17 protein-coding genes are annotated in these 15610 nt (G+C 53.6%); 3 read left to right on the top strand and 14 right to left on the bottom strand.

The features are described from left to right. Positions 1–884 (bottom strand): RsmB/NOP family class I SAM-dependent RNA methyltransferase (locus PVA01S_RS06160; RefSeq protein ID WP_164751751.1); only part of this gene is annotated, 884 nt, incomplete at its 3' end. Between the two features lie 246 nt (positions 885–1130). Between PVA01S_RS06160 and PVA01S_RS06165 the strand changes: the two genes are divergently transcribed. Beyond that, on the top strand, positions 1131–1613 hold the full coding sequence (locus PVA01S_RS06165; RefSeq protein ID WP_127606064.1) for a thioredoxin family protein: 483 nt from the start codon (positions 1131–1133) through the stop codon (positions 1611–1613). 122 nt (positions 1614–1735) lie between these two features. Here PVA01S_RS06165 and PVA01S_RS06170 read toward each other — a convergent pair whose 3' ends face one another. From PVA01S_RS06170 to PVA01S_RS06195, 6 genes are read right to left on the bottom strand one after another with little or no spacing between them, the layout of a single operon-like run. After that, complete coding sequence (locus PVA01S_RS06170) at positions 1736–2524, bottom strand: ABC transporter permease (protein WP_054796844.1); 789 nt, start codon at positions 2522–2524, stop codon at positions 1736–1738. 5 nt (positions 2525–2529) lie between these two features. Further along, positions 2530–3396 carry an ABC transporter permease gene (locus tag PVA01S_RS06175; protein ID WP_127606066.1) on the bottom strand — a complete coding sequence of 289 codons (867 nt, stop codon included), beginning with the start codon at positions 3394–3396 and terminating at the stop codon, positions 2530–2532. After that, entirely contained in the window at positions 3393–4463 is a 1071-nt protein-coding gene (locus PVA01S_RS06180) for an ABC transporter ATP-binding protein (RefSeq protein ID WP_127606068.1), read from the bottom strand. Before PVA01S_RS06180 ends, PVA01S_RS06175 begins: the two co-directional genes overlap by 4 nt. Before the next feature lie 42 nt (positions 4464–4505). Next, on the bottom strand, positions 4506–4928 hold the full coding sequence (locus PVA01S_RS06185; RefSeq protein ID WP_155614736.1) for a DUF309 domain-containing protein: 423 nt from the start codon (positions 4926–4928) through the stop codon (positions 4506–4508). A 29-nt stretch (positions 4929–4957) separates the two neighbouring features. Next, entirely contained in the window at positions 4958–5761 is an 804-nt protein-coding gene (gene yjbM / locus PVA01S_RS06190) for a GTP diphosphokinase (RefSeq protein WP_127606070.1), read from the bottom strand. A 12-nt stretch (positions 5762–5773) separates the two neighbouring features. Further along, positions 5774–6877 carry a quinone-dependent dihydroorotate dehydrogenase gene (locus tag PVA01S_RS06195; RefSeq protein WP_127606072.1) on the bottom strand — a complete coding sequence of 368 codons (1104 nt, stop codon included), beginning with the start codon at positions 6875–6877 and terminating at the stop codon, positions 5774–5776. 165 nt (positions 6878–7042) lie between these two features. Here PVA01S_RS06195 and PVA01S_RS26495 point away from each other — a divergent pair, with 165 nt between their 5' ends. Both PVA01S_RS26495 and PVA01S_RS06200 read left to right on the top strand, forming a co-directional pair. Further along, positions 7043–7186, top strand: coding sequence for a hypothetical protein (locus tag PVA01S_RS26495; protein WP_164751750.1), 144 nt, complete (start codon positions 7043–7045; stop codon positions 7184–7186). Between the two features lie 303 nt (positions 7187–7489). After that, a protein-coding gene (locus PVA01S_RS06200; RefSeq protein ID WP_127606074.1) for an IS3 family transposase occupies positions 7490–9051 on the top strand; the annotation gives its coding sequence in 2 pieces (ribosomal slippage) (positions 7490–8132 and positions 8132–9051; 1563 coding nt in all). A gap of 275 nt (positions 9052–9326) precedes the next feature. Here PVA01S_RS06200 and PVA01S_RS06205 read toward each other — a convergent pair. From PVA01S_RS06205 to PVA01S_RS06235, 7 genes are all read right to left on the bottom strand, one after another. Then, positions 9327–10127: a DUF2935 domain-containing protein gene (locus PVA01S_RS06205; protein ID WP_127606076.1), complete on the bottom strand. Its 801-nt coding sequence runs from the start codon at positions 10125–10127 to the stop codon at positions 9327–9329. Between the two features lie 163 nt (positions 10128–10290). After that, entirely contained in the window at positions 10291–10626 is a 336-nt protein-coding gene (locus tag PVA01S_RS06210) for an HPr family phosphocarrier protein (protein WP_054799247.1), read from the bottom strand. Positions 10627–10734: 108 nt separating this feature from the next. Beyond that, positions 10735–11781: an ABC transporter substrate-binding protein gene (locus PVA01S_RS06215; protein WP_127606078.1), complete on the bottom strand. Its 1047-nt coding sequence runs from the start codon at positions 11779–11781 to the stop codon at positions 10735–10737. Positions 11782–11825: 44 nt separating this feature from the next. Then, a complete protein-coding gene (locus tag PVA01S_RS06220; RefSeq protein ID WP_054796837.1) occupies positions 11826–12167 on the bottom strand; it encodes a 4Fe-4S dicluster domain-containing protein in 342 nt (113 codons plus the stop codon). Beyond that, positions 12167–13804, bottom strand: coding sequence for an FAD-dependent oxidoreductase (locus tag PVA01S_RS06225; protein ID WP_127606080.1), 1638 nt, complete (start codon positions 13802–13804; stop codon positions 12167–12169). The genes PVA01S_RS06220 and PVA01S_RS06225 overlap by 1 nt, the downstream gene beginning before the upstream one ends. Positions 13805–13836: 32 nt before the next feature. Next, positions 13837–14607 carry an ATP-binding cassette domain-containing protein gene (locus PVA01S_RS06230; RefSeq protein ID WP_054796836.1) on the bottom strand — a complete coding sequence of 257 codons (771 nt, stop codon included), beginning with the start codon at positions 14605–14607 and terminating at the stop codon, positions 13837–13839. A gap of 16 nt (positions 14608–14623) precedes the next feature. Continuing rightward, on the bottom strand, positions 14624–15400 hold the full coding sequence (locus PVA01S_RS06235) for an ABC transporter permease subunit (RefSeq protein WP_127606082.1): 777 nt from the start codon (positions 15398–15400) through the stop codon (positions 14624–14626). Positions 15401–15610: the final 210 nt, after the last annotated feature.

Consider the following 15610-nt stretch of genomic DNA (forward strand, 5'->3'; position numbering starts at 1 on the left):
CCTGCGCCGCGGACCCAGTCCGGCCGGCCTGCCGACCACGCGGCGCGGCCGTCCGCCCGTTCCACCGGCTCCACCTCGAACGCCGGGTGCTCCGCGAGGAACGCGGCGATGATGTCTTCGTTCTCCTCCGGCGAGAACGTGCAGGTCGAATACACAAGCCGTCCGCCGGGGCGAAGCATACGCGCCGCTTGAGCGATGAGCGTATGCTGCATGGCGGCGTACTTGGCCGTCCAGGCCGGCTCCCACGCCTTGGCCATCTCCTCTTCCTTACGGAACATCCCCTCGCCGGAACAAGGCGCATCGACCAAGATTTTATCGAAATAGCCGGCAAACGCATCAACCAGCTTCGCCGGATCGTCATTCAGCACGACTGCATTGCGGACCCCGTTTAACTCGATATTTTTCACCAGCGCCTTTACCCGGTCCGGATGGATGTCGTTGGTCACGACAACCCCTTCACCCTGCAGCTTGGCGGCGATTTGCGTCGTCTTGCCGCCGGGAGCGGCGCATAAGTCGAGCACCCGGTCGCCCGGCTTCGGATCGAGCAGCTCGACCGGCGCCATCGCGCTCGGCTCCTGAATGTAGTACAGCCCTGCGTGATAATGCGGGTGCTTCCCCGGCCGGACTTCATCCGCAGATCCTTCCGTCTCCGAGCCGCCGCGAGGAGCAGCGCCTTGATAATAAAACCCCGTTTCCGCCCAAGGAATCGGACGCAGCCCGATCGGCGACAGCCTCTCGAACGCCGCGGGGGACAGCTTCAAGGTGTTCACGCGTAAGCCGTATAACCGCGCTTCGTCGTATGAAGCCAAAAAAGCCGGAAAATCCGCTTCCAGCAACCGTTCCATATGCTGCAAAAATACCGCAGGCAGATCGCGCCCTGTCATGTTTCGTTCAACCCGTTTCCGTCAATGTGGACATCCAGACCGGCCGTCGGGAGCCGCCTATCGGCTCTGGTCCCGACCCGGATGCCGGATGATTCCCATTGTACTTCGAATCCGATAGTCCCCGCAACCCGGGATGGTTCCGATTGGGGGCAGGGGTCTGGTCAAGAAATTCGAAATTACACCCCATTTCAGGTATGATAGAAAGAGGTAGCTATTTGAACACATCGACAAGAAAGAGGGGGAACCATGAAAAAGCTTGCCATTTATTTATCCATCATCGTCGTTTTGTTCGGCGCGTTATTCGTGTTGAACCAGCAGTCCAATAAAGCCAAATTCGGCAAACACGCCGACAACGTGTACAAGATCGCGCCGGACAAGCTGCATCCGGAAACGGTGAAGCTGCTTGACGATCCAAACTATCAAAATATCATTCTGCCGGAGGACCTGGATAAAAAAATTGCGAATAAAGAAAGCTTCTATATTTATTACTTCGCTTCCACCTGCCCGCATTGCAAGGTGACGACGCCGATCCTGATGCCCGTGGCCAAAGAGCTGGGCGCCGACATCAAACAATTCAACCTCGAGGAGTTCAAAGACGGCTGGAAGCGATACGGCATCGAGTTCACACCGACCTTGATTTATTATAAAGAAGGCAAAGAAGTCGAGCGGCTCGTCGGCGAGCAAACGAAGGAAGCGCTGCAATCGTTCATCAGCAAGCACAAATCTTAAACCGGCCGGGAGCACGATGAAGCCCGGGTAGACGAATTATTCATACTAACGCTCTGCCGGGCGCACCCGAATAAGGCTGCACCGACGTCAAACGTCGGGTGCAGCCTTTCGTATGAGCAGGTCTAGCTGCTCGCGCTCGTATAATGCGCGACCGCATACCGCCAAAACATTCGCGAAAGCGCCAGGGCGATCAGCGCGACCAGCCCGCTGGCGATCACCTCCGTCCAGCCGATGCGTCCGACGATGGCGGCGGCGGGGAACGTCGTAATGAACGCCACCGGGAACACGTAGGTTAGGATGAACCGCAGCGCGCCCGGGTACACCGAAACGGGAAAACGCGCCGTCTCGAACGACGTCGTGAACAGGAACGATAAATTGTCGACCTTCACCGCCCAGAACGATACCGTCATCATCGCAATCCACAGCGAATACACGACCGCCAGCGCCGCAACGAATACCGCCGCGAACATCAGCAGCTCCCGCCAGCCGGGGGTATAGCCGATGCGCAGGAGCGCGAAGGCCACCATCCCGAAACCGAGCAAGACGTCGGCCAGACGCCAAAATACAAGATGCCGAAAGCTTACGTAAAATTGGCTGTCGATCGGCTTCGTCAAGACGTAATCCAGCGTGCCTTTGCGAATATGGTCCACGAGCCGGCTCATGTTCGGCTGCAGGAAGAAATCGATAAAGCCGTGTACGGCGGTGAATACGCCGAGCAGCGCCAGCACCTCGTCGAACGACCAGCCGCCGATCTGCTGCGTCCGGTAAAAATAGAGCTGCACCGTCAGCACCGCCATCGCCAGACCGAACAGCGTATGCAGCACGTTGGCGGCGAAATTGGCCCTATACTCGAATTCTTCGACCAGACACGCCCGGAAAAACGATTGCAGCGTACGCCCGTATTTGCGCATCTCTCCTAACCTCCCGCCGCGGAGTATTTGGCCAGTCCCCGCTTCCACTGGATGCGGAAAATCACGATCAGCACCGCGATCCAGACCAGCTGCTGGACGAAGCCCTGCCCGATTAAATCCGGGCGTCCCGCCAGCTTGCCCGTCAGCAAATCGACGGGAAATCCGACCGTCGAATAGAACGGAAACCAGGAGGCGACCCAAACCAGCCCCTCCGGAAACATGGACAAGGGCGCGATGCGTCCCGCCAAGAACAAATGCAAGCCTTCATACAGCGCAAAGATCGACGTAGCCTTGTTCGTCCAGAACGCCAGCAAACCGAATTCGTAGCCGATCAAATAACGCAGCACGTTGGACCCGAGCAGCGCCAGTACGGCGAGCCCGATCATCCCCCCGTCCGCCGCAGGCCGCAGCACCGGCCATATCCACGCAAGCACGAGCCAGGACGGAACAAGCAGCGCCGCGAAAAACAGCTTGTAGACGATGTTTTGCGCAATGCTCCAATGCATCGGATGAAACGGGCGAAGCAGCTTGGCCGAGAACGTGCCCTGCCGGATTTCGCTGTCCAGCTCCCACACGTCCCACGACCGCGACAGCCTCTCGACAACGAGCACGCCGATAAAGTACACGATATAATCGTTCGCGCCATAACCGCGGACGGTGCCGCCGCCGGCAATCGACAGCCATACCGAGAGGCTGACGATCGGCTGGACGAACGACCCGATCATCCAGATCAGGCTTTCGCTGCGATACGCCAGCATGACGGCCCATTCAACGCTCAGCAGCGCCGCATACTTCTGCCGGAACCGCAGCCAGGCTTCCCCGGCTGTGCGGGCGTCCGCCCCTTGCCCGAGACCCTTCTCCCGGCCGCTCATTCGCGCCCCACCTCCGACGTCTCGCGTTCCTCCTGCCGGTTTTCCTTGCGTAACGCGCCTGCCGAACCGCCTGCCCCATCCGTCTGCGCGAACGCTTGCCCGATCACCGTCTCCATCGACGGATCCTCGATCGTCAGATCGAGTACCGGAAAATCGGCCAGCAGCTTCGCGGACACGGCGGATACTTGCTCGCGCGGCACCTCGAACAGGGCGACCGGATAGTCGTCCAGCATCACGTTCGTCACCGCCGGCTCCCGGGCCAGCCTTGCCCGAATCGCTTCCGCCGAGCCGCCTTCGGCCAGCTGCAGCTTGATTCGCTTGCGGGGCGAATGCCGGTCGACCAGCTCGGCGATGCCGCCGTCGTACAAGAGCCGCCCGCCTCCGATGACCATGACGCGCTCGCACAGCGCCGTCACATCGCCCATATAGTGGCTCGTAAGCAGTACCGTCGCGCCGACGCTCCGGTTGTATTCCAAAATAAACCGGCGCACAACCTCCTGCATTTGTACATCGAGGCCAATCGTCGGTTCGTCCAAAAATAAAATGTCCGGCCGGTGCAGCAGCGACGCCGCGAGCTCGCACTTCATCCGTTCGCCGAGCGACAGCTGCCGCACCGGTTTATGCAGGACGCGCTCGAGCTCCAGCAGCTCGGCCAGCTCGCCGAGGCTTTTCCGGTACGTCTCGTCATCGATCTCGTAGATCGCTTTATTGACCAGGAAGCTGTCCGATGCCGGCACGTCCCAAATCAGCTGGCTTTTTTGCCCCATCACCAGGCTGATTCGGCGTTTGAACGCGTTCCGGTGCTCCTGCGGCTTGAACCCCGCCACCTCGACGCGTCCGGCCGTCGGATGCAGCAGCCCGGTCAGCACCTTCATCGTCGTCGTTTTCCCGGCGCCGTTCGGACCGAGAAAGCCCACAATTTGGCCCGCGGGAATATGGAAGCTGATGTCGTCGACCGCTTTCACCACCCGGTAGCTGCGGCTCACTAAACTGCGCAAAGACGCCAGTAGTCCGGGCTCCCTCTCGTGCACGCGATAATGCTTGGACAGGTGCTCCACATGAATCAACCGTCTCGTCCTCCTTCGAGCTTCGCTCTATACGCGCGCTGATTAGTCTTCCTCGTGTTCTTGCGGCGGATGCAGGCGGTATTCCTCTACGAGCGCATTCAGCTCCGGATCGAGAACGCGGATGTCCAGGTCATAGAAGGCGAATGGCTCCTCCGCGATCCGATGAAGCTTGCCCAGGTAGGCCCGGCTGTCCTGCCGCAGCGCCTCCAGATCGATGCCAAGCACCTCTTCCGGCTGCTGCTCAAGCTTCTCCAACGCCGCGGCGAACAGCTTCACCGCGCCCCCGTTATTGCCGTTCCGGTAATGATAAAGGCCTACCGCTACCTGCAGCAGGCCCTGATACAACGTGTCGCGTCCTTCCTCGAGCCAGAGCTCCTCCATCACCTCATGGCATTCGAAGTAATCCCTTGCGATGTTGAAATAGTACACGAACAGCACATACAACCGATCGTACTTCGCGGTCAAGATGAACCCTCCCCGGTTTCGAGCCGATGCTAAGACAACGAGCTCTTTTTCGCCCGGCTGATCGCCTCTTCGATTTGATCGGACAATTCTTTCAATAACCACGTGTCGTTCGTATCCCACAGTTCATTGAAACGCAGCTGGAATTGAGCGGCCTCCCGCACCCGATGGTAAAAATACAACACCTGAATGTTGTTCAGCACCCGGTTGACGATATTGGAGTTGTCCTCGAACAGCTGCTGCGACTCCATGATCTCGTCGCGGATGCTGCTCATTTCCTGATCGAGCTTGTACGCCGCTTCCGCCGCTTTGCTGAGCCGGCTGACGACTTCCTCCGGCAAGCTTTCGCGGTATTTGTAGTTGAGCGAATGCTCAATCGTCGCCCAGAAGTTCATCGCCAGCGTACGCAGCTGAATTTCCGCCAGCACCCGCTTCATGCCGAGCGACGTCTGCACCGGATACTCCACAATCATGTGATAGCTGCGGTAGCCGCTTGGCTTTTTGTTCGTGATATAGTCTTTTTCATACACTAACGTCATATCCTGACGGGCGCGGATCAGCTCCGCCAATTGCCCGATATCTTCGACGAATTGACACATGATGCGGATCCCGGCAATATCCTCGATGCCGGTCTCGATTTGTTCCATCGGCACGTTAAGCCGCTTCGCTTTTTCCAATATGCTGGAAACCCGCTTCACGCGGCCGGTCACAAATTCAATCGGGGAATACTCTTCGCGGCTTTTCAATTCGCTTCGCAGCGTCTTGAATTTGACCTTCAATTCTTCGACCGTCTGCTCGTATGGCAGAAGGAATTTTTTCCAATCGCGACCATCCATCCGTAATCCTCCCTATCTTCCCGTATGCGCCGAGCCGACCGCCTCCGATATATGCTTGAAGCCGTCCTGCCGCAGCAGCTGCCGCAAGCCGCGGTTGATTCGTTTCACCAATGCAGGCCCTTCATAAATGAGCGCCGTATACACTTCGACCAGGCTGGCTCCCGCGCGAATTTTCGCATAGGCGTCTTCCGCTGTAAATATGCCCCCCGACCCGATAATCGGCAGCTTGCCTTCGGTTAAGCGGTACACGGTCCCGATCAGCTCCGTCGACTTGCCCGTTAACGGCCTGCCGCTCAGTCCGCCGGTTTCGCCGCGGTTCGCATTCGCCAGGCCGTCGCGCGAGATCGTCGTGTTGGACACGATGATGCCCGACACGTTGCTGCGCAAAATCGTCGCCGCCGTATACTCGACTTCCTCCGGCGTCAAGTCCGGCGCAATCTTGACGAGCACCGGCTTCTCCCGGCCGCCGAACTTCGCATGCATGGCGTCCATCTCGTCCTTGACGGCGGCGAGCAGACGCGACAAGTCGTCGCCGTGCTGCAGATTGCGCAGATCCGGCGTGTTCGGCGAGCTGATATTCACCACGAAAAAATCGCCGTAGCCATACAGGGCCTGAATGCATGCGCGGTAATCCTCGTGGGCTTGTTCGTTCGGCGTCGCTTTGTTCTTGCCTATATTAATCGCCAGCGGAATCGTCCGCTTTCCTTGATTCCGCAAATTGCGCTTCATGCCCTCGATGCCGACGTTGTTGAAGCCCATCCGGTTGATCAGCGCCCCGTCCTCGGGCAGCCGGAACAGCCGCGGCAGCGGATTGCCCTCCTGGGGCTTCGGGGTCACTGTCCCGACCTCCATGAAGCCGAAGCCGATGCTGGAAAAGCCCGGAACCGCCTTGCCGTTCTTGTCCAAGCCTGCGGCAAGGCCCACCGGGTTCGTAAACTTGATGTTCCAAAGCTCCGTCTCCAGCTCCGGGTAAACGCCGACGCCCCATACAGCCTGCAGCAGCCGCCGACCTCCCGGTATTTTACCGAACGTATGCAGCCCGTCGATCGTGAGATGGTGCGCCTTCTCCGGGTCCATTCGGAACAGCACCGGTTTGGCTATCGATTTGTACAACATGCTTCTCGCCCTCTTCCCGTCCGTCTCTTGCTGACGATAACTCTCTCTAGATGACAGTTTATCGTTTTACGGCGGAAAAATAAAGAGGACAACCCAACAAAACCCTGACGCTCCAGCGGTTACAATATGGTAGAATATGCTTAAACCTATCGGAAGGCAGGGCTGATGTCGATGTCCAAAAAGAAAATTACTCCGTACGCAAAGCGCAAAGCGAAAGAAGAGCCGAACAAAAAGCTGATCATCTGGGTCGCCTCCGTCCTTGGCCTCATTATTGTCGGCATGTCGGTCCTTCTCATTGTAAACAGTTGAAGCGCTCGATAGTAATCATTTTTCCATGAGCGCCGAATAAAGTCAGCCCGAAGGAGAAAGCATCCTTCGGGCCTTTTCGGGCTATTTATTTTTGGTCTCCTGCAGGATCGCAACCAGCCTCCTCACCTATTTCTCAATCCTGCCGCCGACTCTCATAGCCGCGGCGGGAAAAATTAAGTTTGCGTTCTCCCGGCTTACCGCCATCATATGACACCTAAGAAAAAAGGCCAACCAAATTTGATATGCTCCCCATTAGGTAGACAGGTGAAATAATAAAACCTATCTACCAAGGGGAGTTTTTTCATGTCCAAAATTAACGAGTACTGCGGAAAAGAGAAGTTAGCCATATTGAAGGAACTTGAAACGGGGCAAGGGTCACTAAGCGGGATAGCCTATAAATATAGCATTAACGTCAGTACTTTAAAGGAATGGCGGCGGCGTTATGAAGTGTACGGGGCCGAAGGGTTGGAATTTCGTTCAGGCAATAAGAGCTACACGGCGGAAACTAAACTTCAAGCGGTTCAAGATTATCTTTCAGGGAAGTACTCGCAGAACGAAATCATTAGAACGTACCGCATTGCAAGTCGTACACAGCTCAGGATCTGGATTAAGAAGTATAATAGTCATAGCGGTCTAAGACCGTACAAGAACGGAGGCGTAGCCGCTATGACAAAGGGACGAACGACAACCTGGGAAGAACGGATCGATATCGTATTGTACTGTCTCTCTCAAAATCGCGATTATCCTAAAGCAGCCGAAAAGTATCAAGTTTCTTATCAACAGGTCTATCAATGGGTGAAGAAATATGATGCAGGGGCAGAAGATGCCCTACAGGATCGACGTGGGAGAAATAAACCAGCCGAAGAGTTAAGTGAAGTAGAACGACAAAGACTCGCCTTAAAGAAGTTAGAAGCCGAGAACGAATGGCTGCGCGCGGAGAATGCCCTGTTAAAAAAGTTAGAGGAGCTCGAAAGGAGGCGTTATTAAGCCGAATACGTCAGGAGAACGTCTACCTGTCTATTCAAACCGTACAGCAAAACAAAGGCTTTAGCATTCAACTTTTATGCAGAATGGCAGGTATTCCCCGTTCGAGCTACTATAAGTGGTTAAATCGGGAACCCAGCTTTCAGGAGCAAGAAAACGAAAAGCTAGCAAATGCCATGATCTTGCATTATGAGAAGGTGGAGGGCATCTTTGGCTACCGCCAATTAACCCTTCATTTGAGAAGACAACTGGATCGCGCGATTAATCACAAGCGGATTTATCGCCTGATGAAATTGGCAGGCATTCGGTCGGTTATTCGCAGGAAGAAAAAGAAATACGTGAAATCCACGCCTGAACAGATCGTAGAGAATTTGTTGAACCGAGAATTCACTGCTGAGAAGTCGAATGAGAAGTGGGTAACCGACGTAACCGAAATGAAGTACGGCCAGGGCCAGAAAGCTTACCTCAGCGCCATCTTAGATCTTCACGATAAATCGATTGTGGCGTACGTCCTAGGCCATTCCAACAACAATAGCCTCGTTTTCACAACGCTGGACTTGGCTTTGAAAGCCGCACCCGGCACATCGCCAATGCTGCATAGTGACCGAGGTTTTCAATATACCTCATGGGGTTTTAAAAGACGCTTGGAAGCACACGGGATGACGCAGAGTATGTCGAGGGTAGGAAAGTGCATCGATAATGGCCCCATGGAGGCATTCTGGGGCACCCTCAAGAGCGAGAAATACTACCTCCACAAATACCAGACCTTTGAAGCATTAAAGAAGGATATCGAGGATTACATTCACTTTTATAACTACGAGCGGTTGCAGAAGAAATTAAGCTGCCTTAGCCCGATGGAAGCTCGAGCTAAGGCAGCTTAATCACTTTATTTTATTCCACTGTCTACTTGACGGGGTGCACTTCAATTTGGCTGACCTAATAATACGAAATAAAGTATTTTCTTAGCGCTTAGAATAATTTAGTGGTTTGTCTGAAGAACTACATGCTACACGCGTATGTGCTTTAATTTATAATCGCAAATAAAATTGGAGGACGTAGCCCAAGCGAAGGCGCGGGAGATGTTTTCCTTTTTTGAGCTCTAACGGGAGTCATACCTGAGTTGTTCTCAGGGTTATTTATAATACACTCTTATGTTTTATCTCGCAGGAGTTTTTGTCAAACTACTTTCTAACATATCTATAATGAAAAGGAATCGCTCCGCTTCCCGAAATACATGGTCTGCCAGCAGGGGATGAATAATACTCTTTATACGACAAGACTCGATTAATTCTTTAGCCGTCTTTTTAAAATCGCGAAGAGATTTTACGGAAATTCGATTCTGGTCAAGGAATTGGTCTAGTAAAGGAACTGTCTGGGATTGAGGTCGCATGGATTCTAAATCTCTTGCTTGAAAGAGCAATTGGTCGAAATCTTGACTAAAGTTACGTGATTGTTCAACTAACTGCCGTTCAGAGGGGTCCAGTAAATGTCCAATAAATTTTGCATGGTCAGCCATTATCCTTAAGAAAAATACATTTTCATTAATGATTGCATCGGGTAAAGGATCTAATCTTCCAGTATTAAGTTCTTCCAATCTGTTTCTAAAGTAAAATGCTTCTCTACTCGTGTGGTCGACCAACAATGGAAAGTTATTGGCTCCTGGAAGTTGGCAACTTAAAATTAATCCTAACACTTTTCTTTTAAAAGCCCATATATGGGAAGCCGCATTGTGCACTTCTACATTGAATCTTTTGATTACTTCAGGGTCTGTTTCAGGTGTAAATGTGTTTGACCTTCTTTCAATTTCCTCAAACACCGCGTAAAAGTGATTCGCCTCATTTATTAACTGGGTGTCATCGCAACGAAACCCTAATTTCAAAAAAAGTGAATGTTCCTTCATTATACGTGACCAAAACCGAACTTCGTCTAAAGAACGCATAACGAATCCATTGGACATAGCTGCACCTCCATTTCACTCCATGATTAAATATTATGGACTTTGAAAGGAAGTATGCTCAAATAATGGATGCATGCGGTCTGTTTCAGCATTGACTTCCTTGACAGATGCATTCGTGAAAAAATGCGCCGCTTCCTGAATATGAATTCCGTTACGATGAGTGTTACATCGCTTGAGTAAAGGGGTGATGATGTACCGCTTTAATCTGCGCTGCTTGCGCAGGTACGGCGTCAGGCTCCCGCATCAGTTCGTGAATATAGGCATGAATGGATCTGAAAGCTTCAGTGGCATCCTCGCCTTCTACGTTCACGCTCAAGGTTTGGTCGCATTTCATCGTTAAGAATAAGGAGACGACCTGGGAAGACACCTTCCCGTTAATATACATCTGCTTTTTACCAAACAAGATGCTGCTTTTATAACCGTTCGCTATGTCCGCAAGCCTGATTAAAGATTCTATGGCAACCGGAATGGCTGCATCCCACTTCCATTCAATGTTCATCGTCAAATCCCTTCCTTTCTTCGTGAGAAAAATAAAGAGACATGCCCCCTCATCAGGTGAACATGTCTCCAGTTGACCGGAAGAATCGTTCCTTTTTGCTGCCTAAGCCTAAGGCTTATAGATCCAATCGTTAAGATTAAAGTCTTTCTTGATGATGCCGTTATCGAACAAATATTTTTTGGTTCCTTCCAGAAGTTTCAGACTGTCCGCTGAAAAATCCTCGACTTGCCACTGGCTAATATCGAAGGATGCTTTAACTACATCCAGCGGGAATTCGGAGGACTCGGCATACAGCTTATAGAATTCATCGGCATTGGACTGAATTTCTTTTGCTGCCTTTTGCCGCACTCCGTTCCATACTTGCACGAAGCCAGGGTTCCTGGAAAGGTAGTCTTCACTCGCCACCGTCACGCTCGAGCCCCGAAGATCCGGATGACTCTTTGCTTCATCTATCGCTTTATAGCCTTTGCTGATAATCAAAGGGCCGAACCCTGTCGGGTAAGCATAAGCTTCAATATCCCCTCGCGCCAAAGCCGCTTCGCCGTCAGCAGGGAGCAGGTGAACGACCTTTATGTCTTTATCCAAGCCTTTTTCCTGCAGCAATCCTTTCAGGTAACGGCTCATGTAGGAGCCATCGGCTGTAGCGATTTTTTTGCCTTTCAAATCCTCCACCTTTTGAGGTCCATCCGCTTTAGCCACAAGCCAGGCATTCATACCGGACTGGGTAATGTTAATCAGTTTCGTCTTCAAGCCGACCGCTCTGGCATTAATTGCCGGCGTATCGCCGTAAATTCCGACATCCAGAGCACCCGAGGCGAGAGCTTCATTCAAGTTCGGTCCGTTAGGAAAAGATTTCACCGAAACATCGGTGACGCCGTATTTTTTGAGTTCGGATTCCAGGTAGCCTTTTTTCTGCGCCCAGCCTTCTACCCCCGTGATGGTACCTTTGTTGTTAGGGGAAATATACCCGATACGAAGCTTCGGTTCAAGCGTCGTCTTCGCTTCGGATGTCTGGCCTGCTCCCTGCGCCGGGGCGGCTGCATCGCCTGCTGCCGGTTGCTTGGAGCCTGAAGTCCCGCATCCGGAGAGAGCCCAGGCAAATACAGATGTAAGGAGTAATGCAGTTAAAGTCCAATGCTTGCGGGATGAATTCATAGTAATGCCCCCTGTCTGTCTAGTTTAATAAGGTTGTGCCTGGTTTAGTGCCTGTGCATGCGTCGAAATATAAGATAAGAACCGTCATCCGCCGCCGTTGATTTGGCGCCCCGGGTCCAGCCCAAGTTGGTACGGTAGCTGCCCAGCTGTCCGCTTTCGATCAGTGCGGACTCGTTGAACTCCGCTTCCTGCTCGGCAAATGGCGATACGAACAAAGCATCCGTAGGGCAGTACAATTCGCACATAAAGCAGCTTTGGCAGTCGGATTTTCTGGCGATAGCAGGAACGCCGCCGTCTTCGGTTGCCGGATCGAATACATTCGTCGGGCAGACGGACACGCACTGGTTGCAGTTGACGCAGCGGTCTTGGCTTAAGATTTCAATCATTAGATGACAGCCTCCTTCTTGGTGAATGTGGAATGGATACCGGAGTGGGCGGCACCGGCATCCTGATCGGATAACGGTCGAACCCAGAGCTGATCCAAACCGCCGCTTAGCAGGCGATAATGCTGCTTGGTATCGGACCCGGGAAAATCTTCGCGACGGTGCATCCCTCTCGTCTCCTGACGCGCTGATGCGCTTGTAAACATCCAACGGGCCGTCGCAGTCATTGCCGCCGCCTCCCGGACCCGAACGGTATTGCCGTCCCCGGCCTGAAGTCCGCTTTTCACTTCATTCCAGACGCGCTCGAGCCGCTGAAGCCCTCCTTCAAGCCCTGCTCCTGTGCGGAACCAGTTCCGGTCGTAAGGGAACACCTCGTCCTGTACGGCCTTCACGATCTCACTCGTATCCGTTCCTCCCTTGCGCTCCGCCGGTTGTGTCGGGATGCCGGTTCGTTCCGAGAGCCCTTGCGCACTGCGGCTGGCGGCATACGCTCCCAATTTCAATGCATAACGTGCCGCTCCCTCACCGGACCAATAGCCTGAGGACATCGCCCAAGCCGCATTATGGCTGCCTCCGCCGGTAAACCCGCCGCAGATGAGCTCACGTGTCGCCGCATCCCCGGCAGCATACAATCCAGGTACCTTGGTCGCGCAGCTTTCATCGATAATATGGATGCCGCCCGTTCCGCGAACCGTTCCTTCAAAGCGAAGCGTAACCGGAAATTTTTGCGTGAACGGATCGATTCCGAGTCGGTCGAAAGAAAGGAAAAAGTTCGGCTGTGCCTTGCGCATCGCCTCTTTCAGCTCATCGTCGGCCTTATCCAATCGGGCGTACACGGGCTGGGTGAGCAGCGTCCGCGCGATCACCGAGCGGCCTCGCTGCGACCCTGCGCCTTCGATCACCCGGCCGTCTTCGTAATAGAAGGTAGCCCAGGTGTAGAAGGCCGACTTCGTCACCGGAGAGAATGCAGGACACAGAGAGTACGCGGTAGAGAATTCCATGCCCGAGAAATCGGCCCCCGCTTCAGCGGCCAACAAATAGCCGTCCCCGGTTAATACATTCGTCCCTAAGGCTTTGCTTAAAAATGCGCAGCCGCCGGTCGCGATCACGACGGCTGAAGCATCGACCCGCCACGTTTCCTTCGTTTGAATGTTCGTTCCCGTCGCTCCGGCCACACCATGCTCATCCGCGAGGAGCTCCAAAGCCGGACTGTGATCGAGGATCTTCACTCCCGCCTTCTGCACCTGTCTGCGCATCAGCTTCATATATTCCGGCCCTTGCAGACTTTGGCGCTGAGACAGCCCCGCTTCGTCGACAGGAAATGGGTAGCCCCAATCCGCAATCTGGTTCGTATTGGCAAAGGTACGGTCAAGCACCCGCTGCATCCAGCCGCGATCGGCCAAATAGCCCCCCAGCGCTTCACGGCTTTTCATTGCGCTTTCCCGCTCCTCAGGATTCGGATTCACATACCAAACACCTGTGCCGGATGGAGCCGTAGCGCCGCTCGTTCCGCAATAGCCTTTATCGACTAATACAACCTTCGCACCTTCTCTAGCTGCTGTTACCGCCGCCCAGGTCCCCGATGGACCTCCGCCGATTACCAACACATCTGCGTTCAGATTCACATCATATCGACTCATTGTTTTCCCCGCCTTTATAGAGTATGGATTTATCAAATCGAAAACGAAAGCTCCCGTTGGGCTTCTATTGCGCCTGGCTCCTTCAAGAGCAAGCGATCCAAAATCACCTTCTCAAAATAGGCAAATCCACTGTCGCGTTCTCTCGGACGCGGGAGTGTAATTTTCACATCCATCGCGATCTTCCCGCTCTCAATGAGCACTACGCGGTCCGCCAATGCTACCGCTTCGCTCACATCATGCGTGACGAGCAAAACGGTAAATCTTTGCTCGCTCCACAACCGTTCAATCAACTGCTGCATTTCGATTCGCGTCAACGCATCCAGGGCGCCTAGCGGCTCATCGAGCAGGAGCAATCTCGGGCTTCCGGCCAAAGCACGTGCCAACGCTACGCGCTGCCGCTGACCGCCTGACAGGACCGCTGGCCATGCACCGGCTCTTTCCTCCAAGCCCACTTGCTTCAGCGCTTCATGCGCCAGCTTCTTGTCGCCGGACTTCACGCCGATGCGGACGTTATCGACCGCCTTCCTCCAGGGAAGAAGCCGGGAATCCTGAAACAGTACCCGGATATCGGGATGGATGCCCTTCGTTGCGTTGCCTTCGATCATAATCAGACCGTCCGACGGCTTCTCCAAGCCGGCTACCAAGCGAAGCAGCGTGCTTTTGCCGCATCCGCTCCTGCCAACGATCGCGACGAATTCACCGGGTTCCGCCTGAAAGTTAATATCTGTAAGCACCTCTGTTGTACCAAATGTTATGCCCAAATTACGAGTATGCAGCTTAACGCCGCCTTCTTTGACCGTCATGTCCATGACCTCCCCTTCACGCTTTTTTCACGTAGTTATGATGCCATTGAAGCCACCGCCGCTCGAGGAATTTCGCCGCAAGATCGGATAACTTGCCGAGCAGCGCGTACAAGATCACGCACAGCACGACGACGTCCATTCGCATATACTCCCTGGCGTGGGAAGCCATATAGCCGATCCCGGAATCGGCAACAATCGTCTCCGCGACAATCAGCGTGATCCACATGATGCCTAGCGAGAACCGGACACCGAGCAAAATATTGGATAGCGCACCGGGCAATATCACTTGGGTGAATAAGGAAACTCCGTTTAACCCGTAAACCCGTCCCATCTCGATGAGTCCCGGATCTACCGAGCGTATGCCATGAAATGTATTCAGATAAATCGGAAATGCCACCCCGAGAGCTACCAGAAACAATTTGGACGTTTCGCCAATACCGAACCACATAATAACCAAGGGAATAAGCGCCAGATGAGGAATCGTGCGCAGCATCTGGACCGAAGTATCAATAAACCGTTCGGCTACAGGGAAAATGCCGTTTAATAATCCAATGAAGAAAGCAACGCTTCCTCCGATCAGAAAGCCTAAGAACGCCCTCTGCGTGCTGGCACCTACATATTCCAGCAGCGTGCCGTCCTTGACCACCTCGACAAGCGCTTGCACGACTTCCAGAGGCGTTGGCAGTATGCGTTGAGATAAAACGCCTGCAGCGCCGAACGCCTGCCAAGCTGCCAGCATCAGTACAGGCAAAACCCAAGGCTGCCAGAATGTTGCGAATTTTCGTTTGGACATGGGGAATCCCTCTCTTTTTGTGAAGTGGAGTTGGTTGACGGATGATTCGAATGATGAAACAAAAACAAAAGAGACCCCCTACCTTCTTCAAAAATGAAAAAGGTGGAAGTCTCCTCTTTGCCGGGTAGACTGGCCATACCATCCTATTTGTAAACAATTCATATATATTTACTCGGATTAATGTTGTTGATTTACTATAGCACCTCATTC

This window comes from Paenibacillus validus NBRC 15382 (assembly GCF_004000985.1).
Classification (GTDB): Bacteria; Bacillota; Bacilli; order Paenibacillales; family NBRC-103111; genus Paenibacillus_G; species Paenibacillus_G validus.